Origin of the sequence: Actinacidiphila alni (assembly GCF_900112845.1) — a bacterium.
Lineage (GTDB): Bacteria > Actinomycetota > Actinomycetes > Streptomycetales > Streptomycetaceae > Actinacidiphila > Actinacidiphila alni.
Genome location: NZ_FONG01000008.1, coordinates 261553 through 277617 on the forward strand (window position 1 = coordinate 261553; position 16065 = coordinate 277617).

Genomic DNA, 16065 nt, shown 5'->3' on the forward strand with positions numbered 1-16065 from the left:
ATGGGCGTGCCTGACGTGCTCGGGTGGTGGCCCGGGTGGTGCCCCCTGCGGGGGTCCGGCGCGGGCTCCGGCGCAAGGCCGGTCAGGCGGGGTGGTGCTACAGGGCCAGCGCGCGGGCGCGCGCCAGGTACAGGTCGAGGCCGCCGGGCTCGTCGGCCGGGTGGTCCTCGGGCTTGTCGGCGAAGCGGACCGCCAGGCGCTCGTACAGCGCGCGCTGCTCGTCCTCCGGCAGCCGCGCGGCGCGCTCGGCCAGGTCGCGGGCGTTCATCTGCGCGCCCGCGGTGTTGGGATTCGCGCCGTAGTTCACCACGGACACGTCGCCCTTGTTGAGGTTGATCTCCAGGATGTCGCGCTGCTCGTAGTCCGGGGACCACTGCTGCCGCACGATCCAGAACGCCAGGCTCATCTCGTCGACGTCGCCGCGCTCCATCGCCGACTGGAGATCCTGCACCGCGTTGTTGCGCGGATCCAGACCGGCCTCGGTGTGCAGGCCGGTGGAGTCGTCGGCGAGCTTGAGCGTGCCAGACTTCGTCCGCGCGAGCGTCAGCCCGCTGTGGTTGACCAGGAACGGCACATCGGCGCCCTCGCTGACCGTCTTGGACGCCGCGCCAGCGCGCATCACCTCGGTGAACGGACCGAGCCAGTCCTGCATCTCGTACCCGATGTCGTAGACCGTGGCGTAGCCGCTGAAGGTCAGGGTGCTGCCGCCGGTGCCGTCCGGCTTCGCCCGCAGCTCGACGTCGCGGAACGGCAGGTTGCGGCGCTGGAGGTTCGCGGGCCGCTCGGCCCTGGCGGACAGGTCAGGCATCGGGGCCTCCCTCGGGCTCGGGCGGTTCGCCGGGCAGTTCGGTGTCGCCCGCGTGCGCGGAGTTCAGCGGGGCGTTGATGTCGTCGCCGCCGTCGACCGGCGGAAGGTTCTCCCGCGCGCGGGCCTCGTTCTGCGTGAGCAGCCCGGCCGTGCGGGCCTGGACGTAGGAGGCGTAGCGGCCGGCGGTGTCGGTGCGCTGGAGGCGGGTGGTGTCCAGGACGGCGGTCTGCCCGCGCGGCAGCATCCCCGTCCAGGCGTCCTCGAACATCTGCAACCAGTCGTCCATCGTGTAGGCCAGGAACCCGATCGACTGCTGCTCGATGCCGGTGCCCCAGCTGGTGGTGCGGTCGACCTGGCCGAGCATGTGCGGCGGGATGCCGTACAGCATCGCCATGTCGAGGTTGGCCGCCGCCCGGGTGCCGAGGAACTGCGCGTCCTCGGGCGGCACCGTGATGGGCGTCCACTTCGCGCCGCCGGACAGGATGCCCGCCGCATGGGCGTTCTTCAGCCCGGAGTGGCTGGCCTCCCAGGCCGCCTTCATCTCGCGGGCCTGGCCCACGGTCAGGTCGCCCTCGACGGTGATCACGCCGGTCAGGTGCGCGCCGTCGCCGAAGAACCCGGCGCCGAACTGCTCGGCGGCAAGTCCCAGGCCGATCGCCTGGCGGGCGTAGGCGATCGGGGACATGCCGGTGATCGCGCCGGGCATCGACATGCCCATCAGGTGCACCATGTCGACGGTGTCAACGGTGACGTTGTTGACCTTGTAGGTGCGGCCCAGTTCCTTGTCGGAGTCGACCTTCACCGTGTCCGGGTGGCAGACCGCGACCCGGGCCGGCCGGAAAAGCCAGTCGCGGGCGGTGACGATGGCGTAGCCGTTGCCGCGCAGCGCGGCCGAGACGACCAGCTGCTTCGCGCCGTCGCGCCGGGTCGGCCATGCGGCGCTGGTGGCGCCGCCGAACGGGTCCACGATGATCGGCGGTTGCTGCGGCAGCGGCACCTGGACGCCGTCGCGCATCACCATCGACCGCATCGGCAGTCCGGCCAGGGTGTTGGCCAGGATCCGCACGGATGCGTAGACGGCGATCAGCTTCATCGCGGTCTGGTCGTTGACCGGCACCCCGGAGGCCGTCAGGTGCGCGAGCTGGCCGTTGGTGGGGATCGAGCTGTCACCGAACTCCTTGACGGTGCGGCGCTCGGCCGCGCGGCGCGTGAGACTCACTGATCGATCACCCACCCGATGAACAGCAGCAGGCCGCCGAGCACGGCCAGTCCGGCGACCGGGTGGATCCACCAGGCCGCGCCGTCGAGGCACCCCAGGCCCGCGAGGTCGACCAGGTCGGAGACCGTGCGCTTGGGCCGGCGGGGCCGGGGGAACTTGGGCAGCCGCACGGGCACCTCCTACAGCTCGGCCCAGTTGAAGAACTGGGGCGTCGGGGGGCGCTCGGGCGGCGTGCAGGCCCGGTCCAGGGCAATGATCGAGGCCACGGCCAGGTCGATCTTCCGGGGGGATCCCTTGGTCTCCTTGAAGATCATGAATCCCTTCGGGGTGTTGCGGACGAAGGCGTTGGCCAGGTGCCGGGCCAGCCGCGGGTCGCCGGAGTGCGTGACCGTGGCGTTCATGACGCCTTCGTAGAACCGCTGTGTCGCGGGCACCATGCGGGCCGGGGACTGCGGGAACTCCACGACCGGCAGGCCCTCTTCCTCCAGGACCTGATAGGTGCGCGCCCACCGCGCCGGGTCGCACACGATCTCGCGGACCGTCCACTTCTTGCAGGCCGCCCGGATGGCGGCCTCGACCTCCAGGATCGGCACCGCCCAGTCAGGCGGTGCATCCTTCGGGCGCTCCCACGCCTGCACGACGTCGATGTGCGGCCGGCGCAGCCCGGCGTTCAGCTCGGCCGCCAGGCGGTCGCGTTCGTCCTCGTCGAGGTCGGCGTGTTCGGGGGCGTCCGGATCGAACTCCAGCGGCTCGCCGGGCCGTACGACGACCAGCGCGGTGCTGTCGTTGTTGAAGGACCCGTCGAAGCCCAGGCACACCTCGGCGCCGTCGGGGATCTCCTGCCCGCCGTCCTCGCACCGGTCCCACACGCCCTCGGGCAGCCACACCTTGGCCTGGGTGACCCAGATGTTCAGGCGCTTGGTCTTGAAGTCGGGCTCGGGCAGCTTCCGGCTGACCGCCGCCATCTTCTCCGGGTCGAGGAAGTCGCCGTACGCGGGGTTGGCCTGCTCCCACACCCGCTGGTCCAGGTACGTGAAACCGCGGACCTGGTCGTTGGTCTCGTAGATCCGCGCCCCGTACCGCGGGTCGTCGACCTCACCGGACATGACCTGCTTGGCGTACTGGTACTGCTGGTAGCAGACGGTGTCCTCGCCGTCGGTCTGCGTCTTCTTCCCGAACGTGCTGATCGCGATGATCAGCGGCTGCGCGCGGGTGTCGCTGCCCTGGTTCATCACGTTCCACAGCTCGTCGGTGGGCTGCGCGTGCAGCTCGTCGAACAGCACCCTCGACGGGTTGAGACCCTCTTTGGTGAACGCATCGCTGCTCAACGCGCGGTAGACCGATCCGGTCGCCGGGTACTCGATCGCGTCCCGGTAGACCTTCAGCAGGCCGCCCTGCTTCGCGTCCAGCTCAGGCGACATCTCCACGGCCGCGCGGACCTCGCCGAAGATGATTTTCGCCTGGTCCTTGTCGGCCGCGCACGAGTAGACCTCGGCACCCGGCTCGTCGAGGATGCCGTCGACGGCCAGCCCTGCCCCCAGCAGGGACTTGCTGTTCTTCCGGGGCACCAGCAGCAGGTACGTCCAGTACGCGCGCTGCCGGGTGCCCGGCACCAGCCGCAGGATGTCGCAGATCAGGTCGGCCTGCCAGGCCCGCAGCTGCACCAGCTCGCCGCGCCGCACGCCCTTGGTCAGCCGCAGATACGACTCGATCAGCTCGCACGCGAAGATCCCGTCGGTGTTGTCCTCGTTCCACCGGCTCGTCGACGCGTCCCACAGCTGCGGCCCGCGCGGCAGCACCTTCGGGAACCGCGGCGGCGCCGCCGGCCTACGCGCCACTGCCGCGCTCCGCCTTGCGCTGGAGCAGCTTCTCCAGGTTCGACTGCGCCTTCACCTCGGCGACACCAAGCCGCGTACGGTCCGCCGGCGTCAGGCCGAGCGCGCCCAGCAGCTTCGCCAACTCCTGCTCCAGCGTGGACAGCATCCCCACCAGCGGATTGGCGTAGGCGTACCCCTTGTCGGTGTACAGGACGGGGTCCGACGCCTCCAGGCGGGCCATGAAGTCCTGCCTGCGGTCGAACTTCTCGCACAGCATCACCAGCGTCGGCCGGTCGGACTCCGCCAGCCACTTGCACTGGTCAGTCACCAGCTCCCACACCGCCCGCCCGGCCGGGCCGAGCTGGGCGGGCGCATCGTCGGCGACCGGCGGCAGCGCCACGACGTTCGCAGCGTCCGGCAGAGCACGCTTCCCCGGGTTGCCGAGCTTCCGCTTACGCTCCGTAGGGGTCGGGGGTCGTCCGACCGGCATGAACCCCACCCCCTTTTCAGACCCCCCGGGGTCGAATTTCGCGGTCGTGTGTGGGGGCTGGGGGGCCGGGTCCGAAGACGATCATGCTTTCAAGATCGACCCACCCCCGGGTGCCCACGACGCCGCGCACGCTGAGTGACGAAGGTGACTGCCTGCGGTGGCGCGGTGCCGCTGGCTACCGTGCTGTGGTGGCCGCCACCGGGGCGGCCGAGGGGCGGTGCGCCATGGGGATGCTGGACCAAGCGCTGTTGCAACAGGCGAAGAAAGCGCAGGGCGAGACGAACCAGCGTCTCGATGCGCTGCTCGTCGAGCAGCAGAGGACGAACGCGCTGCTCGCACAGTTGGTGCAGCTGTTGCAGAACCAGCAGTCTGTGCCCCGCCCGCCCAGTCCGCCCGTGACTTGGGGTACGAACGGGCGCTAGGGCTGGGCGTGCTTCCTGCTGTTGCACGCACGGCACAGCACGGCCACGTTGTCGGGGTTGTCGCTGCCGCCGTTGGCCTTGGCCACGATGTGGTCGCCGGTCAGGTCGGTGGCGTGGTGGGGCAGTACGCCCCAGCCGGGGCACCAGTCGCCGTACTCGGCACGGTGGTCCTGCACGGCCTGGCTGGCGGTACGGGCCCACTGTGATCCGTAGCCGCGCTGGGTGGCCGAGCCGCGCCGCTGGTTCTGGCGGGCCTGCCAGGCGGCCTGGTGGGTATCGCAGCGGGAACGGTTGGTGGTGAGGGTGCCGCAGTCGAGGCACGGGCGCTTGGGCACGGTCACCAGCCGGCGGGCATCGCGGGCGGATCGGTGAGCGGGTCGGGCTGCGGTGCGGGCTCGGGCTTGCAGTCGCAGGCCGGAGGCGCTGCGCAGGTGGCCTGGTGGACGACGGCCGCGGCGTCGATGCTCAGCGCGTGCTGGGCGCAGGCGTGCACGATGACGGTGGAGTCGCTGAAGTCCATCGGCGGGAATTCGGGCGCCGGGAGCTGGGGGTCGGCCTCGGTGAGGATGGTGCTTCGCCGGTCCTGCTCGATGGCTTCCTGCGCTGCGATCTCGTCGGGCAGGAGACGCCGTTGCCAGTGGACGACGACGGTGCCGGTGCAGTCTCCGGCCCCGCAGGTGAGCGCGGGCGGGGCGATGGCGGGGATTTCGGTGGTCACGGTGGTCCCCTTCCGCTCATGCCGAAGGCCCCGGACCGGTGATGGTCGCGGGGCCTTCGGGCATACGTCTGCGGAAAGATCGTCACACCGTGGCTGACCTGGTGTCAAGCGGCAACGCGGGCGGCGAGGATGGCGAGCACCGCGGTGGTGTCGTAGTACGGCCGCCTCGGCGTACCGCCGGCCTTCACGAGTTGCCCGCGGGCGACGAGCTGGCGGACGCCGGACAGCCCGATGCCGAGGGCGGTGGCGGCCTGGTGGGCGGACATGTGGCCTGGGGGCACGGACAGCGGTTCCATGCCCCCAGTGTGGATCAGTCGTCGTCGGCGGTGAGGTGCGCGAGGCGGGCGCGCGCGTCGGCTTCGCTGATGGCGCCGGTCTCGACGTCGTGCTCGATGCCGTTGACCTCTTGCTCGGTGCAGGCGTCGCAGTCGCCGCAGCCGTCGTCGGGTGGCGTGGCGCCGCAGTCGGTGTAGTCGGGGTCGAACGCGTTCTTCATGATCGCTCCTTGGTGTCGTGGGTGTGGTCTTACCCGCGCTCGGCGCGGGGTCGTACTCCAATGCGCCTATTCGTGGCGGGTGTTGCTGGTGTGGTCAGCCCTGCCAGGGGGTGGTGTGTCCGCAGGCGGGGCGGGACCACCACCCGCAGATCCAGCAGTAGTCGGCGGCCAGTTCGGCGAAGCGGCGGATCATGCGCTCTCCGCCCGCTCTCCGGGCTTGGAGAGCGACGGAGAATCCTCGCTCTGACCTGCGTCTCCGTGCCGCTCTCCAGTGCCGCTCTCCGCAGGGGACAGGAGGGCTTCGGCGTCGGCTCGGCGGACGCCTGAGCGGCCCTGAATGGTGCCCACGCGGAGGCTGCGTTGGATGGGCACGCCGAGGGTGCGGAGGGCGGCCCGGAGGGCGGCGTCGTCGCGCCCTTCCTGGCCGGGCAGTTGGCGCATCGCGGGGTACAACTCGTAGAGGTGGATGCCGGGCCGGTCGCCGATGAGTGTGAGGAGCCATCTCGCGAAGCCGGTTCGCGGGTCGGCGGCCGGGGCCGGATCGGCGTCTTCCGGCTCGTCCTGGACGGCGGCCGGGGCGGCGCCGTGCCGGTAGGCGGCGACGAGCCAGGCCGGGGTGAGGAGCCACAGCAGGACGGGGGCGGCCCGGATGATCCGTACGGCGGCGTAGCCGAGGGCGAGCACGATGCCGGTCCGCACGAGGGGGCCGAGGGCGGCCCGCCAGCCGCTGAGGTCGGTCCGGCGGCCGCCTGCGATCCAGGTGGCGAGGCCGGTCCGGATGCGTCGGGTGAGGATCACCGAGCCGGTGAAGATCCGGGTGGCGTGGCGGTTCACAGCGCCCCCTGGATCGAGTTGCCGATGCTGTTGAGGGTGCCGGGCACCCAGGTGAGCAGGCCGACGACGCCGGCGGACAGGCAGAGCACGGAGGCGACGAAGGCGCCGCCGACGATGCGCTTCTTGTCCTTCTTCCCGGCTGCCCGCCAGGCGAGGACGACGCCGAAGGCGATGACCACGACGACGACGGCCCCGGCGGGGGTGAGGCCGGACAGGGCGCGGTGGGCGACGGGTGCGGTGGTCTGCACGCCGGTGGTACCCGAGGTGAGGCGGCTCCCGCCTTCGTTGGCGGCGGTGGCGGAGTGGGTGTGGGCCCAGCCGAGGATGCCGCCGGGGCAGACGGCGGACACGATGCCGAGCGCGCTCCCCTTCCCGAACGCGGCGAGCTGCTTGGCGTCGCGGTTACCGGCCCACCAGGGGCGGAGGTTGGCGTAGAGCACGACGAGGGCGGCGGCGAGCCCGGCGAGGGTGAGTCCTGTGGTGTTCATCGGGCGACTCCGGTGATCCACAGGATCGGGTCGTAGAGGCTGGCGGCGGACAGGGCGCCGAGGGCGGTGACGGCGAGGGCGGTGAGCCGGGGCACGGTGGCGCGCCGGTAGACGAGCCAGCTCGCGGCAATCAGGGCGCCGATGCCGAGGGTGTAGCCGAACCCTTGGCCTTGGTGGGCGCGGGTGGTCTGGACGCAGTACGCCCAGGTGACGGCGATGCTGTACCGGTTGGGGAGGATCGGCGCGAAGGCCAGCGCGAGGGCAGCGGCGAGCTGCCAGGGGCGGCCGAGCCGCTGCGCGAGCGCCCAGGCCCGGTCCCAGCGGGTGGGGGCGGGCTCCGGCTCGGGCATCCGGATTTCGTGCACGTGCCGGTGGGTGATGGTGATGTCGCCCGGCGGCGGTACGGCGGGCGGTGCCGGCGGGGCGGGCGGGGTGCGCCAGGGCGGCGCTTCGTCGGCGATGGGCGGCCGGGGCGGCAGCTCGGCGCTGGGGAAGACGCGGGTGGGGATGATCGGGTCAGACATGGCCGCCTCGCAGAGCGAGGACCACGGCGGCGTATCCGCCGAGGGCGATGACGAGGACGGCCGAGGTGAGTAGGGGCCGGAGGGCGCGGCGGTCGACGGCGAGCAGCCAGAGGCCGGAACCGACGAGGGCGGCGAGGAAGAAGGCCAGGCAGGCCAGGGTGAACATGGGGTGCTCCAGTCGGAGTGTCCGGATCTGGGGCGCGCGCGGGTCTGCTGCCGGGTCTGCACCGTGGTGCTCGCCGGGGCTCGCCGGTCTGCGGGCTGCGTCGGGCAGCCTCGGCCAGGGCCGCGCTCGAGCGCGGCCGTGACCGGGGTGGCCCGGCGTCAGGCGGTGGGCGTGTCTCCGTCGCGGGCGACGAGGGCGGCGTATGCGCGGCGGACGCGGTCTTCGGCTCCGACGAATCCGGCGACACGGAACGCGGACACGGCCTGCCGGTAGGAGAGCGGCGGGTCGGTCTGGTAGCGGAGCCAGCGGAGGACGACGTCGAGGTGAGCGTCGCTGAGGGGTTGGCCCGTCACGGGGACCGTCACGCCTGCGACAGCGGCGAGTTCGGCGAGCGTGACGGTGGGCGCGTCCTCGGTCTGCGCGGTGGGCGTGGCCTGCGCGACGGGCTCCGTCACGGGTGTGACGGGCTCGGCCTCGACCGGCAGCTCGGCGGGCTGCTCCGGGGCAGCGGTGAGCGCGGGCGTCACGGGCGCCGTCACGGCGTCACGGCTGCGTGTGACGGCCGGGGCGAACATCGTGGCCAGGGCGGCGTCGGCGCCTTCGGTGAGCCGTACGCGCTGGACATCGACGAGCTGCTCGCCGAGCGCGGTGTCGCCTTCGCCGACGCGGCGCGCGAGGCGCCAGGCTCGACGCTCCGCCTTCTCGCGCACGTCCTTGTCGGGGTGGCGCTCGGCGCGGGCCTGCTCGTAGGCGAGGGCGCGGACCGCGGCGGCCGTACGGCGGCGGGCCTCGACGTCGACTCCGGTGGTGCGTACCACGATCCGGCGGGCGAGCAGGCCGGCGCCTTCGGCCCCGGTGACCATGGCCAGCGGGGTCAGCCCGTAGACCACGGTGGACGTGGCCCCGTGGGCGGCGACGGCCCCGACGGTGGCGGCGACCGCGGGAAGCGCCCACAGGCCGGCCCGCACGGCGGCCGGGGCGGACTGGCCGAGCATCACCAGGCCGACGTAGACGAGCGCGAGGATGAAGGTGCTGCCCTCGCCCGCGACGACCGCGCCGAGCGCGGTGCCGCTGGGGAACGCGGTGGTGAGGTTGGTGTACGTGCCGTAGGCGCCGAGTCCGCCGATGCCGATGACGGCTAGTGCGGCGGTGCCGAGTACGGCGGCTTGGGCGGTGGTGAGGGGGCGCGCCTCGGCGCGGTGTTGCATGGGAAGATCCATGTCAGCCGTTCTCCTTGCGTGATCAAGGTGGCGGTCAGGCCCCGGCCAGGGAGTGGAGTCCCTGAGCTGGGGCCGTCTTGCGTTCAGGTCAGGGGCGGCAGAGCTGGTAGGCGTGGACGGTGCGTCCGTCCGTGGTGGTGATCTGACGGAGAGGGCGAGTCGGTGCGGTCGTGCCGCTCGGCCTCGGTCCGCTGGATGTCCGCGTATACGAGTGCCTGCGCCAGGGAGTACCGACCGGCGTCGGAGACGGACACGAATGTCTCGGGGTAGTTGGACACAGCGCGACTCCGGTCGTCGAGCACGGCCACGTATCCCGGCGCGGTGTGGAGGTGGGCCACGGTACCCGTGATGACGGGCTGTCCGGGGCGCCGGACGACGACTGCCTGTCCCTGCGAGTGCTTGATGCCCGTCATTTCCGTACTCCCTGCTCCGGGGTGGCTTGCCACCCAACTATGGCACACCCTTTGACGGGTGGCAAGCCACCTGAGATGATCCCCCCATGGCGAACCAGCACCGGCACCGGCAGCGCGTGATCCGCGGCATCCCCGACGAGGAAGTGGCCGCCCTCGACAGTGCCGCCGCGCGGGCCGGCAGCGACCGGAGCGCCATCACGCGCGCCCTGTGGGCGTGGTACGCCCGCCTGCCGGGTGCCGAGCTGCCCGAGCGCCCGCCAGCACCGACGGAGAGTTGACCTCACGCCGCGCTAACCTTCGTCTGCGCCATCCGGAGCGCGGCCCACACGCCGGGCGGGTACGTGGCCGAGCACCACTGGCACCGGAGCACCTGCTGCCCGTGCGGTAGCAGCAGCTCGGCCCCGCACACCGCGCCGTCCACGACGGCCGGGCAGCGGCCCATGCGGGCGGGCAGGTCGTCCGCGCCGACGACCGTACGGGCGCCGTCGTACAGGTCGCGCACCTCGCGGGCCAGGTCCGCGGCGGCCGGCCACGTCGCCGCGATCCACGGGACGGCGCCGCGCAGGACAGCGCAGGCCGCCGTGACCCGGGCGCCGAGGTCGTCCGCGCGCAGGACCTGCGCCGCCTGTTCCCGATCGTCGGCCAAGGCGCGCGCCCACGACGGCAGCACCGCGAAGGCGGTCCGATGGTCGACGACATCAAGGCGTACCGGGATCGGCGCGGTGACGACGGTCGCCGTACGGCCGCCGTCACCGCGTGCGGGCGCGAGCATGTCGCCGAGCTGCTCGTACAGCGCGGGCAGCAGGTCGAGCCGGTCGGCGAGGTCGGCGGCGCACGCCGGGCATAGGTAGGCGTCGGCGGGGCGCTCGCACAGCTCGCAGGACATCGTGCTCCTCGGGTGGTGCTGGTCAGGGGTTGCGGTAGTGGCCGACGTGCCAGGCGCCGCAGTGACGGCAGGCGTAGACGGTGACGCGGGTGTCGCCGAGGGCGAGCAGGCTGGCCCGGTGGGCGAGGGCGGCGGCCCGGTCCTGGTGGCGGCGCTTGCCGTCGCAGGACCGGGCCCGCGTGTGCGTGCGCCGCTTCACGTCAGAACGGGGGCTCGTCGTAGCTGCCACGGCCGCTGTTCGCCGGGGCAGGCGTTCCGGTGGCCCACGGGTCGTCCTGCGGCGCCTGGCGGGCCTGCTGGGGCCGCTGCTGGGCACGCTGACCGTTTGCGGGGGCCTGCTCGCGCGCCGACTTCGACACCTGCGCGACGGCGTACGCCAGGGATGGGCCGATCGAGCGGATCGACAGGGCGGGCGCCTGGTGCTTCTGGCCGTCCTTCTCCCACGACTCGGTGCGCAGCTCGCCGGAGACGAGGATCTCCATGCCCTTCTGGACGGTTTCGCAGATGTTCTCGGCGAGGAATTCCCAGGCGGTGCCGCGGACCCAGAAGGTGTCGCCGTCGACCCACTCGCCGGTGCGGTCGTCCTTCCGGCGGGAGTTGAAGGCGAGCCGCACGGTGGCGACGGCCTTGCCGGACTGGGTGAAGCGCAGCTCGGGGTCGGCGACTGCGCGGGCGATGCCGGTGATGGTGGGCAGGGGCATGACGTGTCCTCTCGGGTCAGGAAGTGGCGCCGGTCTCAGACCGGTTCTTGATCGGGTCCCAGTCGATGGGCTGGTAGGTGATCCAGGGCCAGGAACCGTGTCCCTGGCCCTGGCGGAGGAATTGCGGCCACTGGCGCTCATCGCGGGCGCCGCGCCAGGGCACCAGGCGCCGGGCGCGGTCCTCTTCGGCGCTGCGGTCGTCCTCGACGGGGCGGATGCCGTAGCCGAATTCGGGCCAGCGCATCCACAAGCTGCTGCCGGCAGGGCGCAGGGCGCGCGGCCCGTACCCGGAGGCGTGCGGGGCGTGTGCCTCCATCAGCAGCGCGCACCGGGCAGTCGTACGGGCCTCGGTGAGCGCGACGGTGACCGCACGAGCGTGCTTCTCGTCGTTCGGGTCGCCGGAGTGGAGCTGGTAGATCGGGCCGATGACCAGGACGTCGGGCATGACGGTCTCGACACGGCGCATGAGCCAGGCGCGGCCGTCGGCGCGGGTGAGGTCGACGCCTTCGGGACGGCAGTCGATCGCGAGCTGCCCGCGCTTGACGGGCATGTGCGCGGCGGCGGCCGTGTTCATCATCGGGCGGTACTGGCGGCGGGACTGGGATTCGCTGTTCTCGCAGTCGAGGACCAGGACGCGGGCGGGGCCGAGGGGGTTGGGGTCGTGGTGGAACGGGTGCAGGCCGGCGGCGAGGCAGACGGCGAGCTGCCGCATGAGGACGGACTTGCCGCCGCCTTCGCCGCCGGTGAGGATCAGCCGGTCCATGCGTTCCAGCAGGCCGGGGACGATCCAGTCGTGGGTCTCCTCGATGGCGAGGAAGTCCCACATGTCGAGGACGGGCTGGTCGTCGGCGGCGCGGCCGGCGTCGCGTACCTCGCGCGCCAGGGCGACGGCTTCCTCGGCCGCGTCTGTGGGCTCGATGCCGGGGTCGTAGCCGCGGGCGGCGATCCGGCCGCCGGTCTCGATCAGTGTGCGGCGCAGGGCCAGGGCGCGGATGCGGTCGGCGTAGAGGGGCGCCGAGCTGGCGACGCCGGGGAGGCTGGAGAGGACGCGGCTGAGGTAGAGCGGGCCGCCGATCCGCGTCAGGTCGCCTGTGCGCTGGAGTTCGGCGGTGAGGGTGATCAGGTCGATGGCCTCGGCGCGGTCGAGCAGGTTGCCGGTGGCGGTGTGGATGGTGGTGTGGGCGGGCCGGTAGAAGTCGGCGGGGGCGAGCAGTTGGTGGACGGCGCGCTGTTCGCGGGGCGGGGTGAGCATCAGGGCGGCGAGGTACGCCAGTTCGGTGTCGAGGTCGTGCGGCAGGGTGCGGTCGCCGGGGGCGTCCTCGTCGTACGGGGGCTGGTAGTCGTCGGTCATCAGAAGATCCCTCGGTCTGCGTAGCTGTTGGGGTTCTGGCGGGCGCGGCTGGCGGCTTCGCGTTGCTGCTGCTCGCGCTCGGCTGTGGCCTTGAGGCGCAGCTGGTCGTAGCGCTCGCGGAGTTTGGGCATCGACATGACGTTGGCCCGCCAGAAGGGGTCGGCCTGGCACCAGTCGATGGCGCGGAGGATCTGATCGACCTCTCGCTTGTCCTGGTCGATGAGCAGTCGGGCTGCGGTGCGCCAGCGGTCTGTGACGCGGGGGCGGCGGCTGCCGTTGGCCTCGATGCGGTCGGCGAGGTGGTTGCACACCTGCTCGACGTCTTCGCGTGGGGGGAGAGATCTTTTAGTAGTAGGGGGTTGAGGGGTAGGGGTCCCGTCCAGCGGGACACTGACGTCCCGCCCAGCGGGACTCTGAGATTTTTCAGTGTCCTGTGGGGCGGGACTCTGAGATTCGGTCAGTGTCCCGGTCTGCGGGACACTGAACTTCCCTTTAGCGTCCCGTCCCACGGGACGCTGAGGGGTTTCAGTGTCCTGTGGGGCGGGACTCTGAGAGGTTTCGTCAGCGTCCCGCTCGACGGGACTCTGACGGTCGAGCGGCAGCAGTTCGTACTTCGCGGTGGCGTTCTTCTGGCCGGCCGCGACCTTCTTGAGGACTCCGGCGGCGACGAGGGATTTGAGCACCTCGTAGAGCTGCGTGCGGGACAGGGAGGCGCGGCGTCGTACGGTTGGGGACTGGACGCTCCCCCAGGTGATCCGGGTGTCGTCGTTCGCGTCTTCCGCCAGTACGGCCAGGAGCAGTCGCTCCCGGTGCGAGAGCGTCTGGGGTGCGTGGTCGAGCACCTCGACGATCAGGCGGATTCCCACGTGCGTGTGCCTCTCGGTCATTGCTGCGAAGTTGGTAGAGATAGCCTCGGGCGCGTCCCACAACTCCACAAGATTTCGGCGAATTCCTACGCACTTCGATGCGCATAATTCCGTTGGCAATTGCAGGACTGCCAATTGAATTAGCACCCGAATATCTCTTGTGGATTCGGCAGGGATATTCGCCTTGGCTGGTTCCGGTGCCCGGCGGCCGGTGGCATCCGCCGGGCACCGGGGGTCTACGCGGGCGCGGGCTCCAGCTCGATGCCGGTCAGCTCCGTGTACAGGGCGCAGCAGGCGGCGCAGCCGCAGGTCTGGGGGCCGCTGTTCGTGCTCTCGCCCGCGAGCCTCTCGCCGGGCGGCACGATCCGCTCGACGGCGTTGCCCTTGACGTCGAACGTGGGCAGCAGCTCCGGCTCCTCGGTCCTGCGGCAGCGGGTGGTGCACCCGGCGCAGCCGCAGGACTGCTTGCCGTTCTTGTCGGTGGTGTGGCTGAGGTCGCCATGCCGGCACTTGCAGCGGTGTCCGATGCGGGCCATGTCAGGTGTCCTTCCGGTGGGTGGTGATGGGCCGGTTGTCGTCACGGCGGCGGACGACGCCGGGCCGGGGATTCGGCCAGCCAGGGCCGGGCTGCGGCTTGGGGAGACCGAGGCGGGCCCACGGGCTGTGCCGGTCGCACAGCCAGCCCGCGGGGTAGAACCGTGCGCGGGTCAGGCTGTGCCGGGCCTCGGGGGTCTGGCACGGCGGCGGACGGCGCATCACGCCGCAGCCGTCTTCCGTGCCAGCCGCCGCGCCCTGCGGGCGGCGTAAGAGATCCGGTGTGCCTCACGGCACGGATCGCACCGGCAGGCGTAGTTCTTGTAGGTCAAGGCCCGGCCGTGTCCGGCTCGGTCCGCGGCCTTCGGGTCTTTGCGGACGCGCGCCCGCCACTCCCGGCACTGCGCGGTTGCGGCAGCCCTGCACTCGTCGCACCGGCAGCCCTGCTGATACGTCGTTACGGCCCCGTGGCCACGGTCGACCCTCGGCCGGCCCTCGCGACCTGCGGGCTCGGGCAGAAGTCCGAGCATGGCGAGCACGCTGCGGCACTCGGCGACGTCCTCGGCGCGGGCAGCGACAGCGAGCTGTGCCCGTCGGGTAGCGGTGCTCATCCGGTCACCGCCGTAATGGTGTCGATCCAGGCGAGGGCGTCGCAGTCGAGCTGCTGCCGGGCCCGGGTGACGGCGACGTACGCGAGTCGGGCCTCTTCGCGGCGCAGGACGCGCAGACCGGTCTCAGGGTCCGGCTTGGGCGGTTGGAAATCGTGGTGGATCTGGACCTTCGGCCACTCGCGGCCCTTGGCCTTGTGCACCGTGCTCACGACCAGCTCGGCGGCGTCCTCGGAGGCGAGCGCGTCGGCCGCGCCGATGATGGATTTCGTGCCGTAGTCGTCGATCAGCTTCACCAGGACGCGCAGACTGCCGTCCTCTTCCTCGGCGTACTCGCGTACCGCCGCCCAGCTGTCGAACGCGATGAAGTCCGGGTGGTCGGTGGTGCGCCCGGACTGCAACGCCTCGGCGGCCCAGGCGAGCTTCTTCAGCTCGATGCCGCCGCCGACGAGCGCCGTTTTGCGGCCGGCGCCGATGGCCTCCATGACGATGCCGACTGCGCCGCCGTTGGTGCGGCACAGCACGGCGTCCGGTTCTTCGACGGGGCCGACGACGGATTCGGCGGTGGGCCAGCCGGTCAGGCGCAGCGGCGTACCGACGTGGTAGAGCCAGGCGTTGGCCTCGTCGGCGATCGGCTGCCCGAAGCGGAACGACTGGGACAGCGTGCGGACTTCGGCGCCCAGCTCCCGCTCGAACGTCGCGAGGGCGTCCTTGGCGCCGCGCCACTCGTAGATCTGCTGAGCGCTGTCGCCCACGGCGATCCGCTGGGAGTGCTCCTGGTCGAGCAGCACGCGGGCGAGCACGTCGTTGGTGTCCTGCGCCTCGTCGAGCAGCACCACGTCGGATTCGATCCGGGGGTGGCTGAGCGCCCAGATTTTCAAGTAGTGGTCGTGCGACATTTTCAGCGCACCGTCGTCGCCACTGGTGATGTCCGACCACGCCAGGCGGGCCACGGGCAGGACCAGTTCAGCGATCCGGTCGCGGGTCTCGGGCGCGGTGAGGTTGTCGTAGCGGGGCACGTGACGGCGGGCGATCTCGTCGTCGGCGCCGTGGCAGAACCGGCCAAGGGTGTCGAGCGCCATCCGCATCACGACCTTGGACGTGAGGGCGTGCTGCTTGCCCTGGTCGGTAAGGACGCGCTGCACACCGCCGGTCAGCCGCTCGATGCCGAGGGCCTTGGCGGCGTCGAGGGCGGTCTGCACGGGCCGTTGGATGCGCGGCAGGTAGCGCGGATCGAACGCCAGGCCGTGACCGGTCTTCGCGACGACGTTGCCGGGGAAGCTGCGCTTCGCGTCGGCCGCGATCGAGCGGTTGTAGGCGATGTACGTCATCGAGCGGCGCGGGTCGCTCTTGGCGATCAGCTTCAGCGTGCTGCTCTTGCCGCAGCCGGCCCCGGCCTGGAGCACCAGGTCGAGCCCGTCGCCGTACGTGGCGATCGCCTCGGCCTGCTCGGGGGTGGGGTCCACCATCGGGTGCACCTCCTCTCTGGGTGGTGCGGGCCCGG

23 protein-coding genes are annotated in these 16065 nt (G+C 71.8%); 2 read left to right on the forward strand and 21 right to left on the reverse strand.

Annotated features, from left to right (window positions below; translation table 11 throughout):
- Positions 1-97: 97 nt before the first annotated feature.
- Genes BM076_RS15965 through BM076_RS15980 form a run of 5 tightly spaced genes read right to left on the reverse strand, consistent with a single transcriptional unit; the run spans position 98 to position 4244 of the window.
- Positions 98-808: an HK97 family phage prohead protease gene (locus tag BM076_RS15965; RefSeq protein ID WP_093714196.1), complete on the reverse strand. Its 711-nt coding sequence runs from the start codon at positions 806-808 to the stop codon at positions 98-100.
- Positions 801-2027, reverse strand: coding sequence for a phage portal protein (locus tag BM076_RS15970; RefSeq protein ID WP_093714197.1), 1227 nt, complete (start codon positions 2025-2027; stop codon positions 801-803). The genes BM076_RS15965 and BM076_RS15970 overlap by 8 nt, the downstream gene beginning before the upstream one ends.
- Entirely contained in the window at positions 2024-2197 is a 174-nt protein-coding gene (locus tag BM076_RS36620) for a hypothetical protein (RefSeq protein WP_177246460.1), read from the reverse strand. The genes BM076_RS15970 and BM076_RS36620 overlap by 4 nt, the downstream gene beginning before the upstream one ends.
- 9 nt (positions 2198-2206) lie before the next feature.
- Entirely contained in the window at positions 2207-3865 is a 1659-nt protein-coding gene (locus BM076_RS15975; protein WP_245796083.1) for a terminase large subunit domain-containing protein, read from the reverse strand.
- Entirely contained in the window at positions 3855-4244 is a 390-nt protein-coding gene (locus BM076_RS15980; protein ID WP_177246461.1) for a phage terminase small subunit P27 family, read from the reverse strand. Before BM076_RS15980 ends, BM076_RS15975 begins: the two co-directional genes overlap by 11 nt.
- 278 nt (positions 4245-4522) lie before the next feature.
- Between BM076_RS15980 and BM076_RS15985 the strand changes: the two genes are divergently transcribed.
- Positions 4523-4756, forward strand: a complete 234-nt coding sequence (locus BM076_RS15985) for a hypothetical protein (RefSeq protein WP_143120578.1) — start codon at positions 4523-4525, stop codon at positions 4754-4756.
- Here the strand turns inward: BM076_RS15985 and BM076_RS15990 are convergent.
- The 9 genes from BM076_RS15990 to BM076_RS16025 all read right to left on the reverse strand — a co-directional run bounded on the left by BM076_RS15990 (position 4753) and on the right by BM076_RS16025 (position 9202).
- Positions 4753-5091, reverse strand: coding sequence for an HNH endonuclease (locus BM076_RS15990; RefSeq protein ID WP_245796084.1), 339 nt, complete (start codon positions 5089-5091; stop codon positions 4753-4755). The genes BM076_RS15985 and BM076_RS15990 overlap by 4 nt on opposite strands.
- A 2-nt stretch (positions 5092-5093) precedes the next feature.
- Positions 5094-5474, reverse strand: coding sequence for a hypothetical protein (locus BM076_RS15995; protein WP_093714201.1), 381 nt, complete (start codon positions 5472-5474; stop codon positions 5094-5096).
- Between the two features lie 104 nt (positions 5475-5578).
- Positions 5579-5770, reverse strand: coding sequence for a hypothetical protein (locus BM076_RS16000; RefSeq protein WP_093714202.1), 192 nt, complete (start codon positions 5768-5770; stop codon positions 5579-5581).
- A 14-nt stretch (positions 5771-5784) separates the two neighbouring features.
- Entirely contained in the window at positions 5785-5970 is a 186-nt protein-coding gene (locus BM076_RS16005; protein WP_093714203.1) for a hypothetical protein, read from the reverse strand.
- Between the two features lie 189 nt (positions 5971-6159).
- A complete protein-coding gene (locus tag BM076_RS16010; protein ID WP_093714204.1) occupies positions 6160-6804 on the reverse strand; it encodes a hypothetical protein in 645 nt (214 codons plus the stop codon).
- The gene (locus BM076_RS36130) at positions 6801-7292 is read right to left on the reverse strand and encodes a hypothetical protein (RefSeq protein WP_093714205.1); all 492 of its coding nucleotides are present in this window, start codon (positions 7290-7292) and stop codon (positions 6801-6803) included. The genes BM076_RS16010 and BM076_RS36130 overlap by 4 nt, the downstream gene beginning before the upstream one ends.
- Complete coding sequence (locus BM076_RS16020; protein WP_093714206.1) at positions 7289-7816, reverse strand: hypothetical protein; 528 nt, start codon at positions 7814-7816, stop codon at positions 7289-7291. The genes BM076_RS36130 and BM076_RS16020 overlap by 4 nt, the downstream gene beginning before the upstream one ends.
- On the reverse strand, positions 7809-7982 hold the full coding sequence (locus tag BM076_RS36625; RefSeq protein ID WP_177246462.1) for a hypothetical protein: 174 nt from the start codon (positions 7980-7982) through the stop codon (positions 7809-7811). Before BM076_RS36625 ends, BM076_RS16020 begins: the two co-directional genes overlap by 8 nt.
- A gap of 158 nt (positions 7983-8140) precedes the next feature.
- Positions 8141-9202, reverse strand: coding sequence for a hypothetical protein (locus BM076_RS16025; protein ID WP_245796085.1), 1062 nt, complete (start codon positions 9200-9202; stop codon positions 8141-8143).
- A gap of 499 nt (positions 9203-9701) precedes the next feature.
- Between BM076_RS16025 and BM076_RS16035 the strand changes: the two genes are divergently transcribed.
- On the forward strand, positions 9702-9893 hold the full coding sequence (locus tag BM076_RS16035) for a hypothetical protein (protein ID WP_093714208.1): 192 nt from the start codon (positions 9702-9704) through the stop codon (positions 9891-9893).
- 2 nt (positions 9894-9895) lie between these two features.
- Here BM076_RS16035 and BM076_RS16040 read toward each other — a convergent pair whose 3' ends face one another.
- From BM076_RS16040 to BM076_RS16070, 7 genes are all read right to left on the reverse strand, one after another.
- Positions 9896-10501: a hypothetical protein gene (locus BM076_RS16040; protein ID WP_093714209.1), complete on the reverse strand. Its 606-nt coding sequence runs from the start codon at positions 10499-10501 to the stop codon at positions 9896-9898.
- A gap of 22 nt (positions 10502-10523) precedes the next feature.
- Positions 10524-10700 (reverse strand): hypothetical protein, encoded by a 177-nt coding sequence (locus BM076_RS36630; protein WP_177246463.1) that lies wholly within the window; start codon positions 10698-10700, stop codon positions 10524-10526.
- A gap of 1 nt (position 10701) precedes the next feature.
- Entirely contained in the window at positions 10702-11202 is a 501-nt protein-coding gene (gene ssb / locus BM076_RS16045) for a single-stranded DNA-binding protein (protein WP_177246464.1), read from the reverse strand.
- A gap of 16 nt (positions 11203-11218) precedes the next feature.
- Positions 11219-12553, reverse strand: coding sequence for an ATP-binding protein (locus BM076_RS16050; protein WP_093714211.1), 1335 nt, complete (start codon positions 12551-12553; stop codon positions 11219-11221).
- Positions 12553-13440 (reverse strand): hypothetical protein, encoded by an 888-nt coding sequence (locus BM076_RS37060; protein WP_218160073.1) that lies wholly within the window; start codon positions 13438-13440, stop codon positions 12553-12555. Before BM076_RS37060 ends, BM076_RS16050 begins: the two co-directional genes overlap by 1 nt.
- A gap of 215 nt (positions 13441-13655) precedes the next feature.
- On the reverse strand, positions 13656-13955 hold the full coding sequence (locus BM076_RS16060) for a hypothetical protein (RefSeq protein WP_093714212.1): 300 nt from the start codon (positions 13953-13955) through the stop codon (positions 13656-13658).
- Between the two features lie 605 nt (positions 13956-14560).
- Complete coding sequence (locus tag BM076_RS16070; protein ID WP_093714214.1) at positions 14561-16030, reverse strand: UvrD-helicase domain-containing protein; 1470 nt, start codon at positions 16028-16030, stop codon at positions 14561-14563.
- Between the last annotated feature and the right edge of the window lie 35 nt (positions 16031-16065).

Coding starts and splice junctions, on each gene's coding strand:
- BM076_RS15965 (WP_093714196.1), bottom strand. CDS start 808: ATGCCTGACCTGTCCGCCAGGGCCGAGCGGCCCGCGAACCTCCAGCGC.
- BM076_RS16000 (WP_093714202.1), bottom strand. CDS start 5,770: ATGGAACCGCTGTCCGTGCCCCCAGGCCACATGTCCGCCCACCAGGCC.
- BM076_RS16005 (WP_093714203.1), bottom strand. CDS start 5,970: ATGAAGAACGCGTTCGACCCCGACTACACCGACTGCGGCGCCACGCCA.
- BM076_RS36130 (WP_093714205.1), bottom strand. CDS start 7,292: ATGAACACCACAGGACTCACCCTCGCCGGGCTCGCCGCCGCCCTCGTC.
- BM076_RS16020 (WP_093714206.1), bottom strand. CDS start 7,816: ATGTCTGACCCGATCATCCCCACCCGCGTCTTCCCCAGCGCCGAGCTG.
- BM076_RS36625 (WP_177246462.1), bottom strand. CDS start 7,982: ATGTTCACCCTGGCCTGCCTGGCCTTCTTCCTCGCCGCCCTCGTCGGT.
- BM076_RS16025 (WP_245796085.1), bottom strand. CDS start 9,202: ATGGATCTTCCCATGCAACACCGCGCCGAGGCGCGCCCCCTCACCACC.
- BM076_RS16035 (WP_093714208.1), top strand. CDS start 9,702: ATGGCGAACCAGCACCGGCACCGGCAGCGCGTGATCCGCGGCATCCCC.
- BM076_RS16040 (WP_093714209.1), bottom strand. CDS start 10,501: ATGTCCTGCGAGCTGTGCGAGCGCCCCGCCGACGCCTACCTATGCCCG.
- ssb (WP_177246464.1), bottom strand. CDS start 11,202: ATGCCCCTGCCCACCATCACCGGCATCGCCCGCGCAGTCGCCGACCCC.
- BM076_RS16050 (WP_093714211.1), bottom strand. CDS start 12,553: ATGACCGACGACTACCAGCCCCCGTACGACGAGGACGCCCCCGGCGAC.
- BM076_RS37060 (WP_218160073.1), bottom strand. CDS start 13,440: ATGACCGAGAGGCACACGCACGTGGGAATCCGCCTGATCGTCGAGGTG.
- BM076_RS16060 (WP_093714212.1), bottom strand. CDS start 13,955: ATGGCCCGCATCGGACACCGCTGCAAGTGCCGGCATGGCGACCTCAGC.
- BM076_RS16070 (WP_093714214.1), bottom strand. CDS start 16,030: ATGGTGGACCCCACCCCCGAGCAGGCCGAGGCGATCGCCACGTACGGC.